The 25,163-nt window shown below is 43.1% G+C and carries 22 protein-coding genes; 9 read left to right on the top strand and 13 right to left on the bottom strand.

Going from position 1 to position 25,163, the window contains the following annotated elements:
* Positions 1 to 180: 180 nt before the first annotated feature.
* From ggpS to I5907_RS09455, 5 genes are all read right to left on the bottom strand, one after another.
* A complete protein-coding gene (gene ggpS / locus I5907_RS09435) occupies positions 181 to 2,454 on the bottom strand; it encodes a glucosylglycerol-phosphate synthase (protein WP_196990460.1) in 2,274 nt (757 codons plus the stop codon).
* A gap of 17 nt (positions 2,455 to 2,471) precedes the next feature.
* A complete protein-coding gene (locus tag I5907_RS09440; protein ID WP_196990461.1) occupies positions 2,472 to 3,458 on the bottom strand; it encodes an NAD(P)H-dependent glycerol-3-phosphate dehydrogenase in 987 nt (328 codons plus the stop codon).
* A gap of 156 nt (positions 3,459 to 3,614) precedes the next feature.
* Entirely contained in the window at positions 3,615 to 4,313 is a 699-nt protein-coding gene (locus I5907_RS09445; protein WP_196990462.1) for a GNAT family N-acetyltransferase, read from the bottom strand.
* A gap of 22 nt (positions 4,314 to 4,335) precedes the next feature.
* Positions 4,336 to 4,500, bottom strand: coding sequence for a hypothetical protein (locus I5907_RS09450; RefSeq protein ID WP_196990463.1), 165 nt, complete (start codon positions 4,498 to 4,500; stop codon positions 4,336 to 4,338).
* Positions 4,488 to 5,606 (bottom strand): Gfo/Idh/MocA family protein, encoded by a 1,119-nt coding sequence (locus tag I5907_RS09455; protein WP_196990464.1) that lies wholly within the window; start codon positions 5,604 to 5,606, stop codon positions 4,488 to 4,490. The genes I5907_RS09450 and I5907_RS09455 overlap by 13 nt, the downstream gene beginning before the upstream one ends.
* Before the next feature lie 112 nt (positions 5,607 to 5,718).
* On the opposite strand from I5907_RS09455, the gene I5907_RS09460 reads away from it, so the two are divergent.
* Positions 5,719 to 6,384 carry a DUF1349 domain-containing protein gene (locus tag I5907_RS09460; RefSeq protein ID WP_196990465.1) on the top strand — a complete coding sequence of 222 codons (666 nt, stop codon included), beginning with the start codon at positions 5,719 to 5,721 and terminating at the stop codon, positions 6,382 to 6,384.
* Between the two features lie 11 nt (positions 6,385 to 6,395).
* Here the strand turns inward: I5907_RS09460 and I5907_RS09465 are convergent, their stop codons facing one another.
* Positions 6,396 to 7,295 (bottom strand): SAM hydrolase/SAM-dependent halogenase family protein, encoded by a 900-nt coding sequence (locus tag I5907_RS09465; RefSeq protein WP_196990466.1) that lies wholly within the window; start codon positions 7,293 to 7,295, stop codon positions 6,396 to 6,398.
* 124 nt (positions 7,296 to 7,419) lie between these two features.
* Here I5907_RS09465 and I5907_RS09470 point away from each other — a divergent pair, with 124 nt between their 5' ends.
* Positions 7,420 to 8,385 carry a polyprenyl synthetase family protein gene (locus I5907_RS09470; protein ID WP_196990467.1) on the top strand — a complete coding sequence of 322 codons (966 nt, stop codon included), beginning with the start codon at positions 7,420 to 7,422 and terminating at the stop codon, positions 8,383 to 8,385.
* An 81-nt stretch (positions 8,386 to 8,466) separates the two neighbouring features.
* Entirely contained in the window at positions 8,467 to 9,003 is a 537-nt protein-coding gene (locus I5907_RS09475) for a DinB family protein (protein ID WP_196990468.1), read from the top strand.
* A 7-nt stretch (positions 9,004 to 9,010) separates the two neighbouring features.
* Here I5907_RS09475 and I5907_RS09480 read toward each other — a convergent pair whose 3' ends face one another.
* Positions 9,011 to 9,697, bottom strand: coding sequence for a hypothetical protein (locus tag I5907_RS09480; RefSeq protein ID WP_196990469.1), 687 nt, complete (start codon positions 9,695 to 9,697; stop codon positions 9,011 to 9,013).
* A 266-nt stretch (positions 9,698 to 9,963) separates the two neighbouring features.
* Between I5907_RS09480 and I5907_RS09485 the strand changes: the two genes are divergently transcribed.
* The 3 genes from I5907_RS09485 (at position 9,964) to I5907_RS09495 (ending at position 13,644) form a co-directional block, all read left to right on the top strand.
* Positions 9,964 to 11,460: a S10 family peptidase gene (locus tag I5907_RS09485; RefSeq protein WP_196990470.1), complete on the top strand. Its 1,497-nt coding sequence runs from the start codon at positions 9,964 to 9,966 to the stop codon at positions 11,458 to 11,460.
* 70 nt (positions 11,461 to 11,530) lie between these two features.
* Positions 11,531 to 12,409, top strand: a complete 879-nt coding sequence (locus I5907_RS09490) for a bestrophin family protein (protein WP_196990471.1) — start codon at positions 11,531 to 11,533, stop codon at positions 12,407 to 12,409.
* A 152-nt stretch (positions 12,410 to 12,561) separates the two neighbouring features.
* Positions 12,562 to 13,644, top strand: a complete 1,083-nt coding sequence (locus tag I5907_RS09495; protein WP_196990472.1) for a glycoside hydrolase family 18 protein — start codon at positions 12,562 to 12,564, stop codon at positions 13,642 to 13,644.
* A 61-nt stretch (positions 13,645 to 13,705) separates the two neighbouring features.
* Here I5907_RS09495 and I5907_RS09500 read toward each other — a convergent pair whose 3' ends face one another.
* Positions 13,706 to 14,587 (bottom strand): phytanoyl-CoA dioxygenase family protein, encoded by an 882-nt coding sequence (locus I5907_RS09500; RefSeq protein WP_196990473.1) that lies wholly within the window; start codon positions 14,585 to 14,587, stop codon positions 13,706 to 13,708.
* A 10-nt stretch (positions 14,588 to 14,597) separates the two neighbouring features.
* Here I5907_RS09500 and I5907_RS09505 point away from each other — a divergent pair, with 10 nt between their 5' ends.
* Positions 14,598 to 14,756, top strand: a complete 159-nt coding sequence (locus I5907_RS09505) for a hypothetical protein (RefSeq protein ID WP_196990474.1) — start codon at positions 14,598 to 14,600, stop codon at positions 14,754 to 14,756.
* A 526-nt stretch (positions 14,757 to 15,282) separates the two neighbouring features.
* A complete protein-coding gene (locus tag I5907_RS09510) occupies positions 15,283 to 15,780 on the top strand; it encodes an RNA recognition motif domain-containing protein (RefSeq protein ID WP_196990475.1) in 498 nt (165 codons plus the stop codon).
* Between the two features lie 51 nt (positions 15,781 to 15,831).
* Here I5907_RS09510 and trhO read toward each other — a convergent pair whose 3' ends face one another.
* Entirely contained in the window at positions 15,832 to 16,878 is a 1,047-nt protein-coding gene (gene trhO / locus I5907_RS09515) for an oxygen-dependent tRNA uridine(34) hydroxylase TrhO (RefSeq protein ID WP_196990476.1), read from the bottom strand.
* A 189-nt stretch (positions 16,879 to 17,067) separates the two neighbouring features.
* Here trhO and I5907_RS09520 point away from each other — a divergent pair, with 189 nt between their 5' ends.
* Complete coding sequence (locus I5907_RS09520) at positions 17,068 to 17,535, top strand: hypothetical protein (protein WP_196990477.1); 468 nt, start codon at positions 17,068 to 17,070, stop codon at positions 17,533 to 17,535.
* 231 nt (positions 17,536 to 17,766) lie between these two features.
* Here I5907_RS09520 and I5907_RS09525 read toward each other — a convergent pair whose 3' ends face one another.
* Genes I5907_RS09525 through I5907_RS09540 form a run of 4 tightly spaced genes read right to left on the bottom strand, consistent with a single transcriptional unit; the run spans position 17,767 to position 24,985 of the window.
* Positions 17,767 to 19,521 (bottom strand): SusE domain-containing protein, encoded by a 1,755-nt coding sequence (locus tag I5907_RS09525; RefSeq protein ID WP_196990478.1) that lies wholly within the window; start codon positions 19,519 to 19,521, stop codon positions 17,767 to 17,769.
* A 19-nt stretch (positions 19,522 to 19,540) separates the two neighbouring features.
* Positions 19,541 to 20,380 carry a SusE domain-containing protein gene (locus I5907_RS09530; RefSeq protein WP_196990479.1) on the bottom strand — a complete coding sequence of 280 codons (840 nt, stop codon included), beginning with the start codon at positions 20,378 to 20,380 and terminating at the stop codon, positions 19,541 to 19,543.
* A 21-nt stretch (positions 20,381 to 20,401) separates the two neighbouring features.
* Positions 20,402 to 21,985, bottom strand: a complete 1,584-nt coding sequence (locus tag I5907_RS09535; protein WP_196990480.1) for a RagB/SusD family nutrient uptake outer membrane protein — start codon at positions 21,983 to 21,985, stop codon at positions 20,402 to 20,404.
* Positions 21,986 to 22,015: 30 nt separating this feature from the next.
* Positions 22,016 to 24,985 (bottom strand): SusC/RagA family TonB-linked outer membrane protein, encoded by a 2,970-nt coding sequence (locus I5907_RS09540; RefSeq protein ID WP_196990481.1) that lies wholly within the window; start codon positions 24,983 to 24,985, stop codon positions 22,016 to 22,018.
* Positions 24,986 to 25,163 lie beyond the last annotated feature (178 nt).

The following is a 25,163-nucleotide window of genomic DNA, read 5'->3' on the forward strand; positions in this document are numbered from 1 at the left end:
GTACATTGGTAAGATTATGCCCGGAACGCTGCAGCCGCCATAACAACGGGACGCACAAGTGAGTGACACAACAGGCGATGCCATGCATTCCACTGCCTGTACAGAAATATTGATCGGTATTCCATAAAAAAGGCATGCAACGCAATGTCGCATGCCTCGGTTAGAAACAAAAACAATTATTTAAGATGCCATTGCTACCACCTGTGTATCTTGTTTGGGCGCTGCATGTAAAAGGTTGCCAATAAAATCATCTGCCCAAAAATCTATGTCGTAATGTGTAACATGCTCATACAAACGCTGCATACGCATTTTTCTTTCAGAAGGGTTCATGATAAGTGCCTGCAACAAAGCGTCTTTTAATGACCTGTAGTCATACGGGTTTGTAAGCAACGCATATTGCAATTCTACTGCAGCACCTGCAAACTCTGACAATATAAGGATGCCATTGGTGTTATCAAGCTCGCCCTGTGCTGCAATGTATTCCTTGGCTACAAGGTTTAAACCATCCCGCAATGGTGTAATCCATGCAACATCTGCCAGTGCATAATATGTTACCACTTCTTCAAAGGGTAGGGAGCGGAAAAAGAAATGAATGGGTGTCCAGTTTAGTTGCGCATAACGGCCATTGATCCTGCCGATAGCCTGTTCCAGTTCATGTTGTATTTTTTCGTAGACCTTCATGCCTTGTGCAGGCGGTGTACAAATATTTACCAGTTCTACCTTTCCATGAAATTCGGGATAGTCTTTCAGAAACTCTTCGAAGGCAAGCACTTTTTCAAGTGGCCCTTTTACATAATCGAGTCTTTCAACACTCAGGATAACCTGCTTGCCATCGGTTTGTTTTTTTAGTGCGTTGATCTTACTGCGGATCTTGTCTTTCTCCATGAGAGATTTTATATAATCAACATTAACGCCTACAGGGTTTGCGCCAAGGTACACCGTGCGGTTGCCAAGCTGTAATTCGGTAGTCATCTGCTCTACGCCAAGCGCAGTGCTGTAAGTAAGAAAACGCGGTGCACAATTTACTTTGTTGTTGATCTTTGCAGGCATGAGGCTTTTTACAACATCTACAAAATTTTCTACATAACGCGGTATGTGAAAACCTATGTAATCGCATTGAAGCAGGCTGCCAATAATCTCCCTGCGCCACGGTAAAATATTAAACGTATTAGCTGCAGGAAATGCAGTGTGATGAAAGAAGCCGATTCTCAGGTCGGGCCTTAGTTCTCTCAGTATGCCCGGCACCATCCAAAGGTTATAGTCATGGATCCATACAATGGCTTCGTAATCGGCCTGCTGCGCAGCTTTTTCTGCAAAGAGCCGGTTTACCTTTACAAAGTGATCCCAGTGTGCATGATTGAATTTTGCCTTATCTGTAAAGGCAAAAATAGTGGGCCAGAATGCTTCTTTAGAGAACGTTTTATAAAAGATGTCTACCTCTTTTTTTGTAAGCCCGATGCGTGACGCCATCAGGTTTGGGTAGCGTTCTTTATCGATGTACACATTGCGCAAAATTTCGCCACTTTTGGCTGTTTCTTCCCAGGCTATCCAAACGCCGGAGCGGCCCTTATCGAAAAAACTTTGCAATGTTGGTAAAATACCATTGGGGCTTTTGGGTGGTACACGATGTACTTCGCCGCCAACATTCTTCAGCTCATAAGGAAAGCGGTGGTACATCATGATGAGTTGTGGCTCTTCATCTGCGTTGCCGGTTTTGAAGTTCAGTTCTTTTTCTTCGGGTATAAAGGTTCTAAAACTGTCGAAATGTTTCATGGCTTCCAGTATGCCACCTGCACCGGGCGTTTCTGCGTGGTACACGTTTTTCATTTCCTGTGTGGCATTGAGTAATGCCGGTTCAGAAAGTCCTACAGTTACACCTTTAAAGCCACATTCATACATGGCCAGGTCATTAAGCGTATCTCCGGCTACCAGTACATCATCTTTTGAAACCTGCAGATGATCGATGAGTTTGATAAGGCTGCTTCCTTTGTTTACACCTTTTGGAAGAATGTCTAAAAAGCGGCCTGCGGAATACAACATATCGCAGTTGATATCATCTGCCAGTTCTTTGGCCTGCGGCAACAGTGCGGTATTTTTTAAAAAGAATGAACACCTTCGTTGTTGCGGTACTTCCTGGTATTGCAGCCAGTCCACACCCTGGAAATGTTTCTGGATGTTGATAGCGCCGGGCCATTTCTTTTCGATCTCTCCCTGTATGGAATCAATTGCGTCAAGGGTATGACCGTTAACAATCGTTGCGCCAACATCACATATTATAAAATCAGGATTCGGAATAATAGGATCGTTCAACAACGGTATTACACTTTCCAGGCCGCGGCCTGTAACAAACACCAAACGTATACCAGGATTTTTCCTGATGATCCTGTAAAGTTGTTGTTTGTGCAGGCTTTTACCGCCCAGGAAAGTTCCGTCGAGATCTGTTGCTAAAAGCATAGAAAATAATTTTAGTGTTAACGTAAATGTTTTTCAATAAGCATAAATTGATAATAAGGATTGGCGTGCTGATGCAGTATCCTGTACACGCCATTTATAACAGGCAGGTTAAGCTGTGCTTTCTCTATTACAGGTGCAAGTTCCTTTGAGGCCTGGTAACCTTCTGCAACCATTTCCATGGCATCCAGCGCGTTTACCGGTTTCATACCTCTGCCCACCAGTTTGCCCAATGTTCTGTTCCTGCTAAAGTCTGAGTATGCAGTTACCAGCAGGTCACCAAAATAAACAGAGTCAAACAAATCACGGCTGCGTGGCACGATGGCTGTCATAAACTGCTGCACTTCCCGCATGGCATTACTAACCAGTACCGCCCTGAAGTTGTGGCCGAACTGTAAGCCCTTTGCAATACCGCCGGCAATACCAATGATATTTTTGAGAATGGCTGCATATTCAACGCCGGCGGGGTCGTTATTGATGATAGTGGTTACATAACCTGTTTTTATAGAAGAGGCAATAGTAGTTGCAATCGTCTCATCATTGCATGAAATGGTCATGTAGGTTGTACTTTGTGTAGCCACTTCTTCTGCATGACACGGGCCCGCAATGACCGCCACATTTTTTTTTGCCAATTGCTGCTCAAGGTACAGGCCGGGAATTGTAGATGTACCGGGTATAAGACCTTTTATTGAAACAGCGACCGTTTTGCCGTCGAACAAACTTTTATCAATATTTTTTATATAATCCGGCAGATAAGCAGCGGGCATAGCAAAAATGACCATTTCTGCATGCGCTACTGTTTGTTCAACAGCAGCGTATGCATTGATGAATGACATTTTTAATTCGGCAAAACTGAGATAGCGTGGGTTTCTACCGTTAGCGTTAATATCGTCTGCCTGGTCTTGTGTGCGAACGTGCCAGGAAACAAAAACACCACTCTCAGCGAAAATTTTAACCAATGCTGTTGCCCAACTGCCACTGCCTAAAACAGCGACATGTGTTAGCATACATTTTTTTATTAATTATCTGAAGCGGTGCAAAGGTACCTATAAATGGCCGGAATGGCCGTAGTTGCCAATTGTAGCGCGGTAAAAGCAACTGTGTACAGCCTGTAACGCAGGCTATTTTAACAACATAGCGGATGTTAAAGAAATGCAAAGATGTTATGGTGCTTTTCGTGCAGACAATAACTGCAACAATGTATTGTTGTAGGGATACCATAGTCTTTTACCTGAGTCGTACACTTCTGCGAAGGATGCATTGGGGAAAAGTTTATAATCAAATTTTGGATAACCATAAGCGATGTAACCCGGGTAATAGTAGGACATATTATTTTGTATGGCGTACTGCATCTTGAGCAGCATAAGCAGTTTGCCCGGGCTATGTTTTTTATATGCAGGATCGTAAAAATTCATGATACCTGCGAGCGTTGAAAAACCTTTATCGAAGAAGCCTGCTGCAATTAAATGATCATTGTCTCTTAACTCAATCTTTATTGATTCGAAAAGATTTTTGCGCTTTGTATTTTTGTTGTTTTCTCCAAAAAGAAAATCCTGTATGGTTGGCGGCGCATCAAAATTTACCTGGCTGAAGTATAACTGGTACAGCGCTGTAAGCTCACCTGTTAATTGAAAAGGAGTGAAAGAAACCGAGAAATGTTGATTTGCTTTGAGCAGTTTTTTTGCCGCGGTGGAAAACCGGAAATCTGCCAGTTTAAAGCGTAACCAGTAAACGTGATAAATATTGTCTTTATCAAAAATGAAATCTGTTGTGAATATTTCCTGGCGCATCCTGTAGTAGCCTTGTGCCAGTAAATTATCTAATAATGGCCCGTTGAATTTTACATGGTTGTGCGTTTGCATTAACAATGAAGTTGCTGTAAAATTAGACAAATGAGAACTTACGTAACAGTTTTGTATGCTGTGGCAACTGACCGCAGGAAGACGGGGGACCAGGATCGCTGGTGTCGCCATAAAAGTGGAACCCTGAACCGAGCGTGGCAACAGGCGATGCCACCTGTACAAATGCCGGTACCATCATTTCTGCCATGATAGTGAAACTTTGTTACCTGTTTTAATGGCTTCGAAAATGGCATCGATGATCTTCATATCTTTTACTCCTTCTTCACCATCTACCGGCACAACAGGCTGTTTGTTTTCGAGTATGAGTGCGGCCATTCCATCCATCTGCAGCGTTTGGTGTGTGATGTGTGGTTGTGTAAGCGGACCTTTGTGGGTTTTACCTTCTATAGGGCCATAGCCGGTGGAAGGCTGCATTTCAGCAAAGCCTTTTTCACCATTGAGGTAAAATTTATCCAGGAAATTCATGTTGTATGTAGAGAGGCATGATGCAACTGCACCTGATGGAAAACCCATCTGGAACTGTATCGTTTCATCCAGCCCGTCTTTGAATTTGGCAGGGTTTGTTTTTGTTTCCTGCGCAGTAACCCATACAGGGTCTTCTCCGGTCATGTACCGTGCACCGTTGATGGAATAGATGCCAATATCCATCATAGCACCACCGCCGCTCAGCGCTTTGTTCATTCTCCATTGAGACGGATCTCCAATGACAAAACCGCTAAGACCCTGGAAAAACCTGATGGCACCAAATTCGCCGGCTTTGCGCATGCGTATTACCTCGAGCGTTTTTGGTTCGAAGTGCATGCGATAGCCGATGAGTAATTTCACATTGGCTTTTTTGCAGGCATCTACCATTTGCTGTGCATCTGCAGCATTTACGGCCATGGGTTTTTCGCAAATGGCGTGTTTACCCGCTTTTGCCACACGTATTACCTGTTCTTTATGCAAAGCGTTTGGCGTAATTACATAGATGGCATCGATATCCGGATTATCTTTTACAGCATCAAAATTTTCGTAGTTGTAACAGTTTTTTGCGGGTATGTTGTACCTGGCCTGCCATGCTGCGATCTTGGATAGCGTGCCGCTTATAACGCCCACCAGTTTAGCTTTTGTACATTGCTGCATTGCTTCTGCAACCCTTGTTCCATAACTGCCAAGACCCATGATGGCCACGCGCAAAACCGGTCCGTCATAGTTTTTTTCAACAGCAGCCGGTGCTGTGTCTTTTAAACTCATAAAAGGCAATGCTGCGGCGGAGAAAGAAATTTTTTGCAGGAAGTTGCGGCGTGAACTCATGGTGAAACAATTTTTATTTTTGTAAGGCGATGGTGTCTGTGCTGCCTGAAGTTACACCAACAGCAGAAAAGATTATTGGCTAAATTCATATAATATAAACAAGTATATAAAAATGAAAAAAATCTTATTGATCTTTCTTACTTTACTGTGCACATCTTTTTCTCTTTGTGCCCAAAATAATCAGCCGGTGAAAGTTCCCGCAATTCCATTTTCACTATACCTCGAAAACAGCGCTGCGAAAGTAGAAGCAACCGCAGATAAACTTGTAATAACGGCAGGTGCCAAGACAGATATGTTCAGGGATCCGAATGTTACATACAATACAGACAATGCTCCCAAACTCTTGTTTAAGCCTGATAATGATTTTGTACTTACCGCAGCCATTGAGCATGACTTTACCAGTAAATGGGATGGTGGTGCACTGGTATTAAAAGCCGACAGTCTAAACTGGGTAAAGTTTTGCTTTGAAAAAGATTATACAGGTGCGAAAAGGATTGTAAGCGTTGTAACAAAAAATGTGTCTGACGATTGCAATGCTGCGGAAGTTGCAGGTAATAAAGTATTTTTCAAAATTGCGAAGGCGGGCAATGTAATAACACTGTATTATTCGTTGACAGGTAAAGAATGGTTGCTGGTACGCCACCTGCAATTTGATTTTGCAAAAGGCTTTGCCGCAGGCTTCCTGGCGCAGTCACCCACCGGTGATTCGTGTACTGTTACTTTCAGCAACATACAATATGAAGCAAAAAAAATCAAAGACCCGTATGCGGGTGAATGATGCTTTTACAGCTATTGTTTTTTTATTTCCACACTCCATTCTGCACCACTGAATACCTTATTCTTTTCAGAAAAATTATCCATGTTCAGTGCAAAAGATACGTTTAATAAACTGTTGAGGTAAAGCAGCGGTTTGCCTTCTTCAACTGCTGAAAATGTAGCTGCATAAGGCATCGTTCCTTCAAAGACTTTTGTATTGTTGTGGTATATTGTAACATTCAGCAGGTCACCTGCTTTTGCTCCGGTTTTGGCAAAAGTGGTTTTATCAATATTTGTCCACACATTGCCATACTGAATATCGAGAATCGGGATATTGCCTTTCACAATACCGTTTTCAAATACAGGTTGCTGGTAATCTATGGTAACTACTTTAGCAGGCAATAGCGGCCCCACGTCTTCATATTTTATAGCACCAGCAGCCAGCCTTGCGCCGGTGTACGCATACACATCACGCCCATGAAAAGTATAAGATTCGCCGGAGCCTTTGAGCCTGTTTTTTGTTTCATCAATTTCTCTCAACATTTCTATGCCTAAAGATCCTGCAGCAAGTGTAAGGGTGCCATTATCCGGCGTAACAAAATAATGACCGGTTTTTGTTTTTAATACCACTGATTTTCTTTTGCTGCCCACCCCAGGGTCTACCACTGAAACAAACACTGTACCTGCGGGCCAGTATTGTGCAGTCTGGTAAAGCCTGTAAGATGCCTCCCATATATTATAGGCAGGTATTTCATGCGTGAGATCGTACAATTTAAGTTCTGTGGAAACACCCATTGACACACCTTTCATGGCAGCAACGGCGCCATCTTTTAAACCAAAATCTGTTTGAAAAACAACAATTTTATTCTGCGCATAAAGGTTGCTGAAGACAATACAGAAAATAAAGATGGCCAGTAAAAAAGATTTTTTCATGTGTACAAAATTGTTGAACCAAATATAATCAATCGGTAAATGAGTAGCCGCCTGTCTTTTGCCGAATAATCTTTTTTATGCAAGCGATCATCGTTATTTTAGCGGCTGTTCATAATATAAAATCATGTATTCATTTGAAGCGTTAGCACAGCAGTTTAAGAGCAAATTTGAGGTTAAGCATTTTCCGCAGGAGCCTGCCAGTTTGTATGAGTCGTGCGATTATTTCTTAAGCATTGGTGGTAAACGTGTAAGACCGGTTATGTGCCTGATGGGAAACGAATTGTTTGATAATATTAATCCTGATGCATGGCATGTAGCAACAGCTATTGAGTTGTTCCACAATTTTACGTTGCTGCACGATGATATTATGGATGCTGCCCCGTTGAGAAGAGGTATGCAAACTGTGCACACAAAATATGGCACCAATACGGCATTGCTTGGCGGAGATGTAATGCTTGTAATTGCGTACGATTATTTAAACAAGATTGACCGCAATTACCTGCATAAAGTAATTGCATTGTTTAACAAGACTGCCAGGGAAGTTTGTGAAGGCCAGCAACTGGACATGGATTTTGAGAAACAGCAAACCGTTAGCCTTGATGCATACATCAGGATGATAGAGCTAAAGACGTCTGTACTGCTTGCGGCCAGTTTACAAATGGGTGCAATACTCGGTGGTGCCGGAGAAGGCAACAGGCAAAATATTTATGAATTTGGCAGAAACCTCGGCATCGCTTTCCAGGTGCAGGATGATTATCTTGATGCATTCGGAGACCCTGAAAAATTTGGTAAAGATGTAGGCGGCGATATCAGGCAGAATAAAAAAACATTCCTGCTGCTACATGCGCTGGAAGCAGCAAGTACCACACAAAGGCAGGAATTGTTATACTTGATGGATACAAACCCGGAGGATAAAGTGCAGCGTGTTTTGCAGATCTTTAAAGACTGCAATATTGATGAGTGGGCAAAAAAACTAAAACAAAGCTATACCGATAAAGCAATGCAGCACCTCGATAGTATTGCGGTAGTTTCTTCCAGGAAAATGCCATTGGTTGAATTGGCAGACTACCTGCTGCAGCGGGAGTCGTAATTTGTATGGTACCGGCACCTGTAACTCCGGTTGAGCTTCGTTGCGTCGCATTCCGTTCATCTTTTGTACAAATATTGAGCTATGGAGAAGGCAGTAATCATCACGCAGCTACAGGAAAATCACCTGGCATTTGTTGAATTAATCAGGCAGTTGAACGAAGCAGATTTTCTTTTTACTGCGCATGAAAAGTGGACTGCGGGCCAACAGGCAGAACATATTTTGCGCTCAATAAAACCAGTGAAACTTGCATTCGGGTTACCAACCTTATTGCTGAGTGTGTTTTTTGGCAAGGCAAACCGCGCATCCCGAACGTATGATGCCTTGCTGGAGAAATACCAAACCAAACTGGCTGCAGGTGGCCGGGCATCGGGCAGGTTCCTGCCACCACAGGTTGCTTATACCGATAAAGAAAAAATATGCGCTGCTATACTTGCTGTAAACAATAGGTTATGCCGCAGAGTTAGATCATACACTGAAGCCGCGCTGGATAACTATTTGCTCCCTCACCCGTTGCTCGGTAAACTTACCTTAAGGGAAATGTTATATTTCAATATACTACATGCAGAACACCACCGGAACAGCGTGGCACTGCTGCTGCACAAAAGGGCATTGGTTTAAACTGCTGCTACTTCATACAGATAGAAAGCAGCCTGGCCAATCCATCCGCAGTTTTTAATGCGTCATTATTTTCTTTGGTGAATACTTTGATATCATCTTTATGCTGTGGAAATAATTTAGTAAAGCCGGCCTTATCTGCTTCTACCGGCCTTTCTTCCTTATCTGAAATAATATACCACGTAGTTTGCTTTTTTATAATCGCATCCTGGTTGATTGTGAGCCTGTAGAAAGTGTTGTTTTCCAGGTAAAACTTATTGTTGTCAATGGCAGAAGAATTTGTTGGTTGCCCATAAGCGCCAATTTTTTCATACACTATTTTCAGTTTTTGTTTTTTGCCAATCTTTACTGAGTCAAGGTTTTTTACCAGTTCAATAAAGCCTTCGTTGTAGTAATAAATAGCGCTGTCGAAAACAACATACTTCACCTGTTCGGGGTTGGCAATAGAAAGCGTGTCTCCATCGGGGTTGATAAACTGCATTTCTTCTACCAGGTAATTGTAGTTGAACTTTGCGGAAGCAGACTTTCCGTAATCATAGTATATTCTTCCTTGTTTAAAAGCGGTAAACCGGTATTTGCCATGCTCCGATATCTTGGTTGTAATATCGTCTCCGGCTTTTACACGAAACTCTTCTGTTTGTGCATTCAGCGGTATAGTAGACAAATAGCATAGCAAAGCAAGCAGCATCGTTTTCATAACTTATGGTTTGTGCTACAAGGTAAATTTTTTTTATTACCTGTGGTTATCATGCACCAGGAAATCAACCCCGGGAAACAAGTTTGGTTGTGTTATGCCAGCCACCCGGCACATGCCCAATAAAGAAAAAACCGTTGCAGTGAGTGACACAACCGCCGCCCAATAGTAGCAATGCAGCCGGCACATAAATCTTTCTTAAAAAATATTGTACCTGCACAGGTAAAGCGAATAACTTTATTGCGGGCTATAAGCATAAAGTAGAAAACATGAAAAATATTGTTACCGCTTTTTTATTACTGGTATGTTTTTTTGCGGCTGCGCAAAAGAACGACAACACAAACGTTAAAGAGTTAGTGCCTGCAGGCGTGCATGTTACTGTTGCAAAAGGGTCTGTTACCGTCAACAATACAGTGCTTAATTATACTGCACACTCAGGTTACCTTGATTTAAAAAATGACACAGGCAAACTGATGGCAAAAATATTCTTTACCTACTACAAAAAAGATAACAGCACAGGTAAGCGGCCCATAACGTTTGCATTTAATGGCGGGCCCGGCTCATCATCTGTATGGCTGCACATGGGCGGGCTGGGGCCAAAGCGTGTGGCGCTGAAAGATGACGGCACGGCTACTGCACCGCCTTATACGGTGATCAACAATGAATACACATGGCTTGATAAAACAGACATTGTTTTCATTGATCCTGTATCAACAGGTTTTAGTGAAGCCGCCAGCGGCGAGAAGGCAGACCAGTTTCATGGTTATGTAGAAGACATCAGTTCTGTTGCCGCATTTATCAGAGATTTCCTTTCACGTTACGAAAGATGGGGTTCACCAAAGTTTCTTGCGGGCGAAAGCTACGGTACCACAAGAGCTGCAGGCTTATCGCAATACCTGCAGGATAATTTCAGGATCTACTTCAATGGTATTTTTCTTATTTCTCCCGTTTTAAATTTTGGCAGCAGTGATTACTACCAGGGGCATGATCTGCCACGTGCATTGTACCTGCCATCTTATACAGCCGCTGCCTGGTACCATAAAAAACTGTTGCCTGCATTACAGGGCGATCTGCAGAAAGCATTGAAAGAAGCAGAGGCATTTGCCATGGGCGAATATGCCACCGCTCTGCTCAAAGGCTCTTTACTTACCGAGGCAGAGAAAGAAAACATAGCAGCAAAAATGAGCTACTATACAGGCCTTGATAAAAACTACTGCCTGCAGGCAAACCTGCGTGTGGACGAGAACAGGTTTTATAAAGAGCTGAGGAGAAGAGATGGTTTAACCATTGGCCGTCTTGATGCAAGGTTTACCGGCAGAGACATTGACGATGCCGGTGAATATGTAAGTTATGATCCTTCGTTTACCAATATTGACGGGCCTTTTACATCTGCCATTAATGATTATTTTCAAAAAGACCTTAAGCTGGCAGAAGAAAAGGCGTACAATATTTTTGGCAATGTGTACCCGTGGAATTACAGCAATGTGCAAAACAGGTTTTTGAATGTTGCAGAAAGCCTGCGCGATGCCATGACAAAAAACCCGGCACTGAAAGTGTATGTAGGCTCAGGGTATTTTGATTTTGCCACGCCTTACTTTATTGCCGGTTTTGATCTGGCACACATGTTCCTTCGCCCAGAGGTACAGGCAAACATTAAACATTATTTTTATCATGCGGGGCATATGTATTATATCAACAAACCAGATCTTGTACAATTTAAAAAAGACACCGATGCCTTTTTCGATTGGGCCCTGGCAGCGCCGTAATGTTTAATTTGTTGTAATCAATTGTATAAAAAGCGTATCATAATTTGGTACGCTTTTCTATTTTTACAATATGCTCACGTACAATTCCAAAGACTGGTTCAAGTTTATCTTCTTTTTCAGACGGTCAGATACGGTGGTAACATTGCTGCCCGGTATCATCGGCGTAGGCCTCTTTACGTGGCTTATTGCGTTTCTCGAACTAAAGTATCTTGTACTTACAGAAAGGGAATACATTAAAAACCTGAGCGTAATGCACAGCATGCTTACGTTTGTAATATCCATGCTGCTGGTGTTTAGAACAAACTCTGCATACGACCGCTGGTGGGAGGGGAGAAAACTTTGGGGCGCACTGGTAAACAATAGCCGCAACCTGGCATTAAAGCTGGGCGCCATGCTGCCGCAGGAAGATAAGCACAACAGGATGTTCTATAAAAAAATGATACCTATGTATGCGCATGTATTATCGCTGCATTTACGTAGTGAAATAACACGTCTTGCACTCGATGAAAAAGAACATCCCGAACTGGCAGCCATTGATCATAATAAGCATATACCAAACCATGTGGCCGCGCTCATTTTCAGAAGAACAAACAGGCTGTACGAAGAAAAAAAGATAACAGGAGATCAACTGATCGTTTTAAATGCAGAACTGCTTTCTTTTACAGATATCTGTGGCGCATGCGAAAGAATTAAGAACACGCCCATCCCTATGTCTTACAGCACATTCCTCAAAAAATTCATTTTCTTTTTTGTGCTTACACTACCATTCAGTTTTGTTCTAAGCCTTAAATACTGGGCTATACCTGTGGTAATATTTATTTTTTATGCCTTAACAAGCCTTGAAATAATTGCGGAAGAAATCGAAGATCCTTTTGATGGCGATGAGAACGATTTACCTATTGTAAAAATATCTGAAAACATCAACAAGCACGTGGCCGAGCTGTTGTAGTTTTTTTGGTAACCGGCAACATTGCTACTATTGGGCTGCGGTTGTGTCACTCACTTGTACGTATGAGGCTTTATTCAGCAAGAGCGCAACCGGCGTATGTTTTCCTTCACCTTCTTTTTTAAACAAGACCGTAAAAAAGTATAACCTGTAAAATGAAAAAATTACTCCTGTTAAGTGTTGTTTTTATTGCTTCTGTAGTATGTGCACAAACCAAAGACCAGGTTACCATAATCGGTTATTATGCCGGAGATGCAAAACGCATAGATGACTATGATGTCACAAAGCTTACGCACATCATTTACAGCTTTTGCCATTTAAAAGGCAACAAGCTAAACGTAGATAATAAAGGCGATTCACAAACCATACAACATCTCGTAGCACTCAAAAAGAAAAAGCCTGGTTTAAAAGTTATCTTGTCGCTGGGTGGCTGGAGCGGCTGCGAACCATGCTCACAGGTGTTTTCAACAGCCGCAGGCAGAAATGAATTTGCACGCTCTGTAAAGCACCTGAATGAATATTTTAAAACAGATGGTATAGACCTCGATTGGGAATATCCTGCCATAGAAGGCTATCCCGGTCATCGCTTTGTGCCGGAAGATAAACACAACTTTACCCTGTTGTTACAGGAATTGCGCCAGGTACTTGGCGATCAATATGAAGTTAGTTTTGCAGCAGGTGGCTTTACAAAATTTTTGCAGCAATCGATTGAGTGGGACAAAATTGTTCCGTATGTTGACAAGGTAAACCTTATGACATACGATCTTGTACATGGCTATAGCAAAGTAACCGGCCATCATACACCGCTTTATTCAACACCGGAACAAACAGAGTCAACAGATAATGCTATCCGTTATCTTGATTCCATTGGTTTTCCAAAAAATAAACTGGTCATTGGTGCAGCTTTTTACGCCAGGATTTTTGATGCAGATGTAGATGCCAGCAATGGACTGTACCAGCCCGGCAAATTTGATCGCGGATTTTCCTGGAACCAGTTTGATATGGAAGCATTGAAGAAAGAAGGGTATGTTTATTACTGGGATGATGTAGCCAAAGCGCCGTACATGTACAATGCAGCAAAAAAGAAGATCATCACTTTTGATAACGAACAATCAATTGCCTTAAAAACAAAATATGCCATTGATAAAAAGCTGAATGGAATTATGTTCTGGCAACTTGCAGATGACAAGCCAACAGGTGGCCTGCTCGATGTAATGTATAAAGCTGCACATGAGTAGAGGAAATTTGCCTTAAAAGATAACGGCGGCCCGCAGGGCCGCCGTTATCTTTTATCTATGCTTATTTCAAACCTTCAAACAACAGCGGGAAGAATTGTCCGTTCATTTTTTCGCCTTTATTTACCGGCGGTACACCGCTTAGCAATGGTTCGTTGCTGTCGCTTATTACACCGTCTTTAAAAACATTCAATACAAATGCACGGCGTGGCCGGTCGCTCTTATTTTCTCCCGAGCCATGTAGGGTAAGCGAATGATGAAAGATGGCTTCACCGGCCCTTGTTTCAACATGTACAGGATTAAATTCTTTGCGTTGTTCTCTTGAAAGGTAGTTTACGATCTCCATCATATCTCCTGCCAGTGCGGGCTTATCCAGTAAGCCCCAGCGGTGGCTGCCCGGTACATATTGCAGGCAACCGTTTTCAACAGTTGAATCATCTAGACCGCACCAGCATGTTAAATGTGCAACAGGCTTTGTCCTGGTCCAGTAACTGTAGTCCTGGTGCCATGCTACCACGCCGCCTTTTTTGGGTGGTTTACAAAATAACTGGTCGTGCCAGAAACGTACAGGCTCATTGCCCAATAGCTGGCTTGCGGCCACAAGAAAACGCGGGTTCCATAAAACATCGTGTAAGCCCGGTGTTATACGCCAGGCACCCAGTGCATGAAAGAGTATGGTGGAAGGATCTGTTGACTCATTGCTGTGAAATTCGTAAAAGAGCTGGTGGCCGGGATGTTTTACGTCTGCCAGTTGTTCAATTTCTGCATTGATCGTGGCAATCTGTTTTTCATCGAGCAGATTAACATTGGGCAGGTAGCCGTTCTCGTTGAAGAAGTCTACCTGTTCATCGCTTAGCTTGTATTGCTCCCATTCTTCGCGGTTTTGCGGGTGGCGAAATATATCGCTTACCAGTGCATGCACTGTGCTGAGGTCTTTATATAACATAGCAAATCGTTTGACTAAAATTAAAGACTTCCTGCGTATAAAAAGTGCCCGATTTTTATGGGTTGCTCAGTGCGTTGAAGCACGTGCTGCAAAGAACAAAAAAGCGTGGTTGCATATGCCGAATAATGAACATGATGATGAAGTGAGTGACACAACCGCAGCTCAATAGTAGCAATGCAGCCGGCTACCAAAAAAAAGAGGTTACATGGGCGTAACCTCTTTTGTAAAAGAAACATAATACAAACTAATTCATATGCGTAATGAATAGCAGGCTTACAAAAATGGCATCTGCTATAAGCATAAATACGGTAAAGTTTTTTGCTTCTGTTGCTGAGTGTAAAGATGTGTTCATTGCTTCAAGTTTTTATCGTTATGAATGTGTTGCTGCATCAGCTTTTGCAAAGTGTATTCCGAAGTAATGTTGCGCTTATGTCTTTAACCAAGGATTTGCAGAAAACAGAAAAGGGCGTTAAGAAGCGTGGGTAAAACACGTTATTTAGTTAGTGTTTTTAACAAATGTCTTTTAGGGTTATCGTTTTACCGCAGGGGTTTTAGCACGTTAAAAGCTCTTTTCAGACGTAGCGGCAATATGCAGGTGGCGGTGGGGCCGTTGAATTCAAAAGTAATTGTTATCAAAAAGGCAATAGTGACGGCTAAAACACGTTTAATCTGTAATTTTACAAAAAAGCACCAACATGTATATTTTCGTAGCAGGCCTTCCCTATGATTTGGACGATGCAGAACTGGAAGAAATATTTGAAAAATTCGGCACCGTAAAATCAGCAAAAGTTACGCTTGACAGGGAAACAGGTAAAAGCAGGGGCTTCGGATTTGTAGAGATGCCCAATACCGATGAAGCCAATGATGCCATAGAGAATCTCAATGATATCTCTCTTGGTAAGAAACCACTAGTAGTTAAAGCAGCGGAAGAAAGAAGCATGCCTTCCGGCGGCGGAGATTCTTCGCGCAGGCCTTCACCTGGTGGTGGTGGTCCTGTTGGGGGCTACAGGGTTGGTGGCGGCGGCGGTGGCTACAACCGTGACCGCAATGATGGTAACAGAGGTGGCGGCGGTGGTGGTTATAACCGCGACCGTAATGATGGTAACAGAGGCGGCGGCGGTGGTTATAACAGGGACAGGAATGATGGTGGCGGCCGCAGCGGTGGTTACAACCGTGATCGCGACAGGTATTAATAACAAATTACCAGGAATAATAAAGAGCCGGGCTACCCGGCTCTTTTTGTTTTAATGCTCCTGCCTGTCTTTTATGCGGGGCCTTAGCCTAGCTTTACTTTTATTGAAGATATTTTGCCCTTTGTCTACTCCTTTCCTTATTTCTTTTTGTTTTTCCACGGGCATGTGCAATGTTTCTTTACAGGCTGTGCTGCAACAGCCATCATACATTTCAGCACAGTCATCGCATTGTATAAACAAGAGGTGGCAGCCGTCATTTTTACAATTGCGGTGCGTATCGCATGGTTTACCGCAATGGTGGCAATGCGCAATAACATCGTCTGTAATTCTTTCGCCAAGCCGGTCATCGAAAACAAAGTTTTTACCAATGAATTTGCTTTCCAGCCCGGCTTGTTTTACCTGCTTTGCGTAGTTGATAATACCACCTTCCAGGTGAAACACATTCTTAAAACCTTTGTGCAGCATATACGCGCTTGCTTTCTCGCAGCGTATGCCACCGGTGCAGTACATAATAATATTCTTATCTTCTTTACCATGCAGCATATCTGCTGCCATGGGTAGCTGTTCGCGAAAAGTGTCAGACGGTACTTCCAGTGCTTTTACAAAGTGCCCCACTTCAAACTCGTAATGGTTTCGCATATCTATTACGATTGTTTCTGGGTCATGCAGCAGTTCATTCATTTGCTGCGCGTTTACATATCTGCCTTTATTGCGCATATCAAACGAATCGTCGGTTATACCATCGGCCACAATTTTGTTGCGTACTTTTATTTTAAGTACCCAAAAAGATTTTCCATCGTCGTCTACCGCAATATTGAGGCGCAGGTTATTGAGTGGCTCAATGGAATAAAGAAAAGCCTTAAATGCTTCGAAGTTGCTTTCAGGTACACTTACCTGGGCATTGATACCTTCATGCGCTACATAAATTCTTCCAAAAACTTTTAGCTGGTACAGGTTAGTGTATAAGTAATCCCTGAAATGTTTTGGATCTGCAATATGAAAATAATTGTAAAAGCTAATGGTAGCACGCTTTTCCTTTTCTTCCATCAGCTGTTGCTTCAACTCTTTGTTGGAGATCCTGTTGTGTAAAACTGCCATAGTGCAAAATTATTATTTCAGAATGGTTCGGTAAAAAGCTATATCATATTATGTTTTATGCATATTCATATGCTGTAAAAAACAAGATAGAATTTAATAGTGCTTTAATGGATTTATTAAAATGCGTATAAATAAGTATAAAAGGTTAGCCAAAGTATGACCACTGTCATAATTTAGTTTTTACGGACGATGCCTCAAGAATTTAACCAATACCAGATCGCAGCACTTCAACAGCTTGCTGAATATAGGAGTGTCTTCAAGTCAAGTGATTCCCCGCTTACATTGAAGACAAAGCCTGTACCCGGCAGCAAGCTAACACTACAGCAATTCATCGATTCATTCATAGAAATTTTTTGCCAGCATAATCTTGCAGACAGCGATTATTCCGTTATTCTTCAGAAGCCCGCCGGCAACAATGGTTTTGAAGCATGGGCTAATACGCTGGACATAAGTGCCATTCTGCAGGCATTAACTTACGCTATATGGACAAATAAAACATTTGAAGAATACTTTCTGCGTAAGATCAACGACAGTTCTGTTGAACTGCTTCTTACAAGACTTTACAATATACTTACAGAAAGCTACCGGCAGCAACAGGTGCAGCGTACAAAAGTTACTGTTATCAATGCATCTCACCCGGCGCTGAAAGCGAAGTAATTTTTATGAGCCCGGCAGCAACGCTTTGCTTAACGGCTGTTGCGTCGCACACTTGTACAGTATATCATTACGCAGCTACACGATGCTGAGTGGCCGGCAAGGCGCAGAAGAGTGCGACGCAAGAAAAGCTTCATAGTAGCAATGCAGCCCCGGCTCATACATTTTCTTTTATAATTACTGCAAACAAAAAAAGACCACCTGCCGGTGGCCTTTTTTTTGCGTTCTTTTCTCTTACTCTATGGTAAGTGTTTGTGTATATTCATCTAACGTTATGGTGTATGTGCCGGTAGCAGCAGGTGTTTTGAAGTTGTCTCCACCTTCCCATTTAATGTTGCGGCCACCATTGCCATTGTCGCCATTGTCTTCGTAATCAAAAGCACCCCAGGCATTGCCTGCCACGAATTTGATGTCTTTGCCGGCAATAAGCGTTAAAGATATCTGCCATACGCCGTTGCCAAGATAGGTCATTTGGGGGCTGGTGCCGGGATCCCACTCATTTACGCCCTGTATGCCATTGCCTACCACACGCATTTCTGTGGCCGGAGACATTTCATACTTTATGTCGTCTTTATTGCGGCCATCCCAGATAACCCTGTATATGCCTGGCGCCGGTACCGGTGTAAAATTGTCACCATTTACCTGCATGGTACTGCCGCTGCCACTTTTGCTGCCGTAACTTCTTGTTTCATCAACGGTATTGCTGCCGTTGTTCCACTGGTCGTTATCGATCATCTTCCATTCATCACTTTTAAAGTTGGTAATACCTACAAAAAGATTGTCTGCAGGTGCACCCATCTGGTAATTTGGAAATACTTTAGAAGGCTCCCAGCCCGCGTCTACACCACCGCCTACAAAACCCATTCGTCCTGCGCGAATATCGTACTTCATGGTTTTCCTGTTAATAGAGATCCGGTAAACGCCGGCAGCTGAAACGGAAATATCCGAACCTCCCTGTGCAAGGTTACCACCACTACCGCCATAGTTTACATCCCAGCTTCTTCCCTGTGTAATTTTAAAAGATGAATTGGCGGGCAGATAAATGTACATGTAATACATATCGTTGAAAACGGCTGTACGAAGGTCCCTGATAAATTCAGGTGCGGTACCCGGATCCCAGTTGGCTCCATTGTTTGTTGCTGCCTGATAACTGCCCGGCAGGTAAAACCTCAGTAAGGGAAAATACGTTTTTACAGCAACTGTAACCGGCGTTGAGTATACGGTAGCACCAAGGTCGGTTGTTGCTTTTATACGATATTCAACACTGCCGCTGTTACCGCCTGCAATGCCGGCAGTAAGGGCTGTTTCGTTCATTACAGATTGTGTAAGTGTTTTACTTAACGCGCCTGCATCGAGTGCGGTTTCAACCGGCGTATCAAAGTTTTGTGTTGCTGAATCTGACTGTAATACATACGTTATGTTGCCATTATAACCGCTGAAAGACGGCGTCCAGGAGAATGTAATAACATCCTGGTTTGCGGTATTTATATCACAAACTATACTGCTTTCAGACGCCGTTAGTGCAGACGCATCGCCATAGGCAGAAACAGTTAAGTTTATGATATTTGATGTGTATTGCTCATTGTTATTACCATAGGATGAGATGATGCGAACATCCAGCACGGTAGGGGAGCCCAGTGTAAAGCCATAGTTTAACAACACTGCATTTAGTTCTTTACCCGTCAATGATGTAGATAATGCCCCGGTAACTGTTTTGGTAAATTTATCGGAGAAGTTTCTGCCGGTAGAGTCAATTTCCAATACATATTTGTAAGTATCAGAGTCTGAAGCATAGGCGGGATTGGTCCATGCAAAGCTGATTACTTCATTTAATGAATCTGCCGGGGTTGGCGCAATTTCGGTACCGGATGCTGATAACGTAACCGCGTTTCCGTTTGCATAGAATGGCAGATCTTTTACTTTGTTACAAGCTGCCAGGAATAATATTGCTGTGAGTACAGCTCCTGCAGCAAGAATGATCTTTCTCATATTATAAAAGTTAGTTGGGTTATTGTTTTGTAACAGTGTATTTGCCTGTTTTAAAGTTTACGGTTACTTTATATGTACCGGCCACAGATGGGGTTGGAATAGCATCAGGGTCGCCCTGGGGGCCAAAATTATAGCCAACATCTCCACCGGACGCATCGCCGCCTGCACCTGCAGCTTTACTGATGCCATACTGTGGCTGCCATTGATTTTCGGTAGTAAGAAACTTGTAATAAAACCCAGGCGTAAAATTCATTACAATGTTGTATTCCACTTTGCTTACCTGTGTACATTGCTGATCTTCGGGTGGCGCATTCGTCCAGCCGGATGGCGTGCCATCACCGGTAATAAACAACTCGTTTGTTGGTGGTATGGGCACTGCTACATCGAGGTAAGGTGTGATCACCGTTTGAATAGTGTTGGAGAATAATGCTGCAGTGTTATTTAGAAGGGAAGCTTTTATCCTGAACTCAATATTATGGGCCACATCTTCCAGTAAGTCCATCTTTGTAAGAATGGCATTTAATTCCTTCACACTGTAGGTAAGACCCAGGTCTTTGGAGATGGATACTTCCTGTAATACAGGACTTGAGAAATCGGCACCTACGGTATCTGCCTGCAAAATATAAGTAACATCCTGCGAGCTCACACCTGTGCTAAACTGGTAATTGGGGTTAGTCCAGCTAAACACAACGGCCTGCTGTGTTGCGTTTGCAGGCAGCAACACAAATTCTGTGGCACTGGCAGTAAAGACCGGCGGCGTACCGCCTTCGAGGTAAACTTTATGCTCGTCTTTTTCGCATGACCAAAGCAATACTGTGAACAATAACAGTAGTCCCGGTATTTTTGAAAGCATTTTCATATCAATAATTTGTTAGATGAATTAATAGCCGTCGTTTTGTGTAAGGTTTGGGTTTGCTGTAAGGTTAGTGGCAGGTACAGGAAAAATATTGTATTTGCTGTCTACACCGGTACCCGAAGCAACACCACCTTTCCATGGCCACAGGTAAGTATTGCTTGTTAACAATCCATAGCGGATAAGATCTGTACGGCGGTGGCCCTCCCAATAAAGTTCTCTTGCTCTTTCATCAAGAATAGTTTGCAGATCGAAGTCGGTTAGCCTGCCAACATCACCGGGGCCATAGCTTTCACCATAGGCACGGAATCTTATTTTATTAAGATATTCGAGCGCTGTTGCTTTGTCTCCGCCGCCGCCGCGCAGGAAGCATTCTGCGTATACCAGGTACATTTCGGAAAGACGAAAAACAGGAAAATCAATGTCGGCAAAATTTCTTTGTACATCTGAAGTGGGTTGGCCATCTGAACGAAGATTCACATATTTTCTTACCTGCACACCCTGGCCGAAATTGCTGATATCGCTGATGGTTTCATTACCAAGATTGGAAAATAGTGCACGCTGGTCGGTAGCGCCGGTTTTGTCTGCAAACAGGTTTGCAAACGCACTTGTGGTGCGATAGCCATACCACCCGCCGTTTACACCATATTTGCTGCTGGCATCATCACCTGCTGCTGCATGTGCAAAGAAGGTTGTGTTGCCATAAGACTGTGTCTTAAGACCGTCGCAGTTTACTGCAAAAATGAATTCATCTTTTTGCTTGTCATTATCAGCCATAAAAAGTTTGGCATAACCAGGGCGGAGGGTGTAGCCGCTGCTGATCACTTTCTGTGCGTAGTTCAACGCATCTGCATACCTGTCTGCTCCGGAATATGTTTTAGCATTGAGATACATTCTTGCAAGCAGCGCCCAGGCTGCGGCCTGGTCTACCCGGCCGTATTCAATTGTTTTTGCCGGCGCAAGATCCGCATCTATAGCAAGCAGTTCGCTTTCTATGTAGGTAAACAGATCGGCTCTGCCGATCTCTGCAGGCAGATCTGTACCGATTGCATCATCCTCTGTTATAAAAGTTGATTTTCCAAAGAGATCCATCATTACCCAGTAATTGAATGCCCTTAGAAAACGCACCTCGGCCCTTGATTTTTTTATATCATCAGCTTCTGCACCTTCAATACCCCGGGATGCCAGTTTATCGTCTGTTGCTTCACGCAGGTATTCATTGGAAATAGTGATATTATAGATAGGGCGGGCATACATACCGAGCAAAAAAGGATCTGCACTGCTCCATTTTAAATTATGAAAATCTTTGATGGTCTGGTCGTTCCAGGCAACAACTGCCTCATCTGTCGGCAATTCCTGGCAGTTAAAAAAGCCGCGTATGAATGGACTTTGCGAACCTTCGTCCAGCCCCTGAATATCAGAAGAGCCGGCAGGCCCTGTATTACCAGTAGTGGCAAGACCACCATACACTTTTGCCAATACGTTCTTATAGCCGTCTGCTGTGGCATAAGTTGTTTCCGGTGTAAGATCGTTCTGCGGGTACAGGTCCAGCTTTTTTGCACAGGAAGAGATCATTGCTGCAGCAATGAGCGCCACAACTATTTTATTCATTGAATTTTTCATCTTGTTCAGCATTAGTTTTTAGAAATCGAGGTTTAAACCGAGCGAGAAGATGCGCGGTCTTGGATAAATATTGTTATCAACACCACTGTCACTTGCATTCTCCGGATCTAAACCTTTGTATTTTGTTATGATCAGCACATTCTGGATACTGGCTGCCAGCCTGAGCGATGCAGCATCTTTGAATATTTTTCCTACGTTGTACCCAATGTTGATGTTATCCAGCCTGAGGAACGAGGCATTTTCGATATAGTAATCGGAGAGATACTGGTTGTTTTCAAAACCTGTTTCCAGGTAATTTGCTGATGCGTTACCAATAAAATTGATCGGGTTTTTTATCGACCTGATCACACCACTGTTTGAGAAATAGTTGTTGTAGAGGTAATTACCAAAATAGCCGTGTGCAGCCAGTCCAAGACTGAATGATTTATACGTTAGCTGTGTGTTGATACCAATCAATACATCCGGTGCAGGTTTCTTATAAAAATACCTGTCATCGCTGTTGATCTGACCATCCCGGTTAATGTCTTCGTATAAACCTTCTATAGGTTTGCCGGTTGTAGGATCGTATACCTGTTTGTAAACATTGTATGTGTATGGGCTATACCCCACAAAATGTTTCCCGATATTATTGCCTGTGCCGCCTGAAATACCGCTTACTTCAATGCCTTTGAAGTTGGGATCTTCCTGTTTTAAGAGATTGGTAATAGTTTGCTTGTTGTAGGTATAGTTGAAACCAAACTCCCATGTAAGATTGGCTGTTTTAACGGGAACTGTGTTGATTGCCAGTTCAACGCCTTTGATCTCCATGTTGCCCACATTCGTGGTGATCTGGTTTACGAAGTTGGCACCGGGTGCTACAGGCACTGTACTAAGCAGGTCTTTTGTTTTTTTGTAGAAATAATCTACGTTACCGGTAATCCTGTTATTGAAAAAACCAAAATCAATACCTGCGTTGGATGTGGTGGTTGTCTCCCACCTGATATTCGGGTCATAACCCTCCGGGCGAAGAAAAGTATAGAACATATCTCCAAACTGGTACTGGGCAGTATTATTGCTCGCTTTATAAACAGGCAGATATGAATAGTAGCCAATGCCATCCTGCTGACCGGTGATGCCCCAGCCAAGACGTAATTTCAGATCACTGATAAAAGATGAAGTCTTAAAAAACTGGTCTTTCAGCTTCCAGGCGGCAGCAAGTGCAGGGAAATAACCTACCCTGTTTTCTTTCGAAAATTTAGAGCTGGCGTCTCTTCTTAAAGAAGCTGTAAGCAGGTATTTATCAGCAATCGTAAGGTTTAGCCTTGCCAGGTAAGATTCGAGTCTAAACCTTGGTCTGTCAGTTGCAAAAGCGGGTTCGGAACCAGGTATTAATACTCCATCTGCGCCGTATGCCGGGTAGTTGAAGTTTTCCGTAAGAAAATCCTGGTAACTGTGCCCCACAAGCAGATCAACTTTTGAGTTAAGGCTGGTTAGTTCTTTGTTGTAAAAGAGTGATACATCAGCCAGCGTATTTTTTTTATTCTCTTTATAATAGACATAGCGCCCGTTGGTTAGAAAATTTGTGGCGGCTATAGGGTCTGTGTTATCATTACCATCACCGCTGATATTGTCTATACCGAGGTTTACCAGTACATGCAGGTCAGGTAAGAAATGTAATTTGTAATCAAGTTGCACATTCCCGATAATCCTGTTCACACCGGATGTGTTGTCACGCAGTTCGAGCAATGCAAGCGGGTTTCTTGTAGCAAGGTTTACCGGTGTATCATTTGGCTGCAGCCATTCGAAAAATCCGCCATACTTATTATCTGCATAAACAGGCTGCGTAGGGTCAAATGATACAGCCGAGCCAATAGCGCCTTCATTGGCAAAACGGTTATTGGTTTTAGATGCTTTTACGGCAAGGTTTATTGCCAGGTGATCATCAAAAAAACGGGGGTTAAGGTTTAGTGAAGAAGATAATCTTTTAAAATTATTTGTTTTAAGAATACCATCCTGGTTAAGGTAGCCGAGAGAAACACGGAACGGTATTTTACCAATACTGCCACTGGCGCTGATGTTATTATCGAAGCCCAGCGCCGCCTGGTAAATTTCATCCTGCCAGTCTGTGTTTGCACTGCCAAGCAGGTCTTTGTATGTATTGTTCCCGGATGCGGCAGCATCTTCATTGATGATACTTCTTACTTCGTTTGCGGATAGTACGTCAATCTTTTTGGGCACTATGCCGGCAGATGCAGTGGAATTAAAATTGAGTTTTATTTTGCCCTTTGCGCCTTTTTTTGTGGTAATGATAATTACTCCGTTGGATGCCCTGGATCCGTACAATGCTGTTGCAGATGCATCTTTCAGTACGCTCATCGATTCAATATCGTTTGGGTTGATGGTGCTAAGTACGTTTGCGCTACCGGCTATACCATTGCCTTCTACCGGTACACCATCTACAACAATGAGTGGGTCGTTGCTGGCATTTAATGATGCGCCTGCACGTATGCGTATTTTACTGCCACCACCTGCAGAACCGCCGCCGGATGTTATTTGCAGGCCGGCAACCTTGCCTTGCAGCAATTGCTCAGACGAGTTGTTTACACCTTTCTGAAAGTCTTTGGTGGTAACTGCAGTTACGGCACCTGTAAGGTCTCCTTTTTTGCGTGTGCCGTAGGCCACCACCACAATGTCGTTGAGAGAACTGTTTGCTGCTACCAGAGAAATCTTCATGGGTGCACTGCCAATAAGCAGTTCCTGTGGTGCAAAGCCAATATGGCTGATAACGATGGTCGTGGCACTTGCCGGTACATTTAGCGAGAAACTTCCGTCTTCTTTTGTTTGTGTTCCGGTATTGGTTCCTTTAACCAAAACAGAAGCGCCGGCCACGGGGCTTCCGTCTTTGAGATCGGTAACCTTGCCGGTTACAGTTTTCTCTTGTGCCAGTGCGGGCATGGCATACAATACCAGCGCTAACACAAGCGTCGTAAACAATCGCTTAAAGTTCATAGTAATGGTTTTTTACTTTGGTTTTATGTGAGTTCTTAAAAGCCGCAGTTATACTGAAAGATGATCAGGCAGGCCCATGTATTTATTGCTGGTTTAGTCGTTCTTAAGCAGTGCAGTCAGTCTCATGGTTTATCTGGCAATCGTTTCAGGTAAGGTGTAATTTATACACATTAGTACG

The organism is Panacibacter microcysteis (genome assembly GCF_015831355.1).
GTDB lineage: Bacteria > Bacteroidota > Bacteroidia > Chitinophagales > Chitinophagaceae > Panacibacter > Panacibacter microcysteis.

Coding starts and splice junctions, on each gene's coding strand:
- ggpS (WP_196990460.1), bottom strand. CDS start 2,454: ATGCTTTTAGCAACAGATCTCGACGGAACTTTCCTGGGCGGTAAAAGC.
- I5907_RS09440 (WP_196990461.1), bottom strand. CDS start 3,458: ATGCTAACACATGTCGCTGTTTTAGGCAGTGGCAGTTGGGCAACAGCA.
- I5907_RS09445 (WP_196990462.1), bottom strand. CDS start 4,313: ATGCAAACGCACAACCATGTAAAATTCAACGGGCCATTATTAGATAAT.
- I5907_RS09450 (WP_196990463.1), bottom strand. CDS start 4,500: ATGGCAGAAATGATGGTACCGGCATTTGTACAGGTGGCATCGCCTGTT.
- I5907_RS09455 (WP_196990464.1), bottom strand. CDS start 5,606: ATGAGTTCACGCCGCAACTTCCTGCAAAAAATTTCTTTCTCCGCCGCA.
- I5907_RS09460 (WP_196990465.1), top strand. CDS start 5,719: ATGAAAAAAATCTTATTGATCTTTCTTACTTTACTGTGCACATCTTTT.
- I5907_RS09465 (WP_196990466.1), bottom strand. CDS start 7,295: ATGAAAAAATCTTTTTTACTGGCCATCTTTATTTTCTGTATTGTCTTC.
- I5907_RS09470 (WP_196990467.1), top strand. CDS start 7,420: ATGTATTCATTTGAAGCGTTAGCACAGCAGTTTAAGAGCAAATTTGAG.
- I5907_RS09475 (WP_196990468.1), top strand. CDS start 8,467: ATGGAGAAGGCAGTAATCATCACGCAGCTACAGGAAAATCACCTGGCA.
- I5907_RS09480 (WP_196990469.1), bottom strand. CDS start 9,697: ATGAAAACGATGCTGCTTGCTTTGCTATGCTATTTGTCTACTATACCG.
- I5907_RS09485 (WP_196990470.1), top strand. CDS start 9,964: ATGAAAAATATTGTTACCGCTTTTTTATTACTGGTATGTTTTTTTGCG.
- I5907_RS09490 (WP_196990471.1), top strand. CDS start 11,531: ATGCTCACGTACAATTCCAAAGACTGGTTCAAGTTTATCTTCTTTTTC.
- I5907_RS09495 (WP_196990472.1), top strand. CDS start 12,562: ATGAAAAAATTACTCCTGTTAAGTGTTGTTTTTATTGCTTCTGTAGTA.
- I5907_RS09500 (WP_196990473.1), bottom strand. CDS start 14,587: ATGTTATATAAAGACCTCAGCACAGTGCATGCACTGGTAAGCGATATA.
- I5907_RS09510 (WP_196990475.1), top strand. CDS start 15,283: ATGTATATTTTCGTAGCAGGCCTTCCCTATGATTTGGACGATGCAGAA.
- trhO (WP_196990476.1), bottom strand. CDS start 16,878: ATGGCAGTTTTACACAACAGGATCTCCAACAAAGAGTTGAAGCAACAG.
- I5907_RS09520 (WP_196990477.1), top strand. CDS start 17,068: ATGCCTCAAGAATTTAACCAATACCAGATCGCAGCACTTCAACAGCTT.
- I5907_RS09525 (WP_196990478.1), bottom strand. CDS start 19,521: ATGAGAAAGATCATTCTTGCTGCAGGAGCTGTACTCACAGCAATATTA.
- I5907_RS09530 (WP_196990479.1), bottom strand. CDS start 20,380: ATGAAAATGCTTTCAAAAATACCGGGACTACTGTTATTGTTCACAGTA.
- I5907_RS09535 (WP_196990480.1), bottom strand. CDS start 21,985: ATGAATAAAATAGTTGTGGCGCTCATTGCTGCAGCAATGATCTCTTCC.
- I5907_RS09540 (WP_196990481.1), bottom strand. CDS start 24,985: ATGAACTTTAAGCGATTGTTTACGACGCTTGTGTTAGCGCTGGTATTG.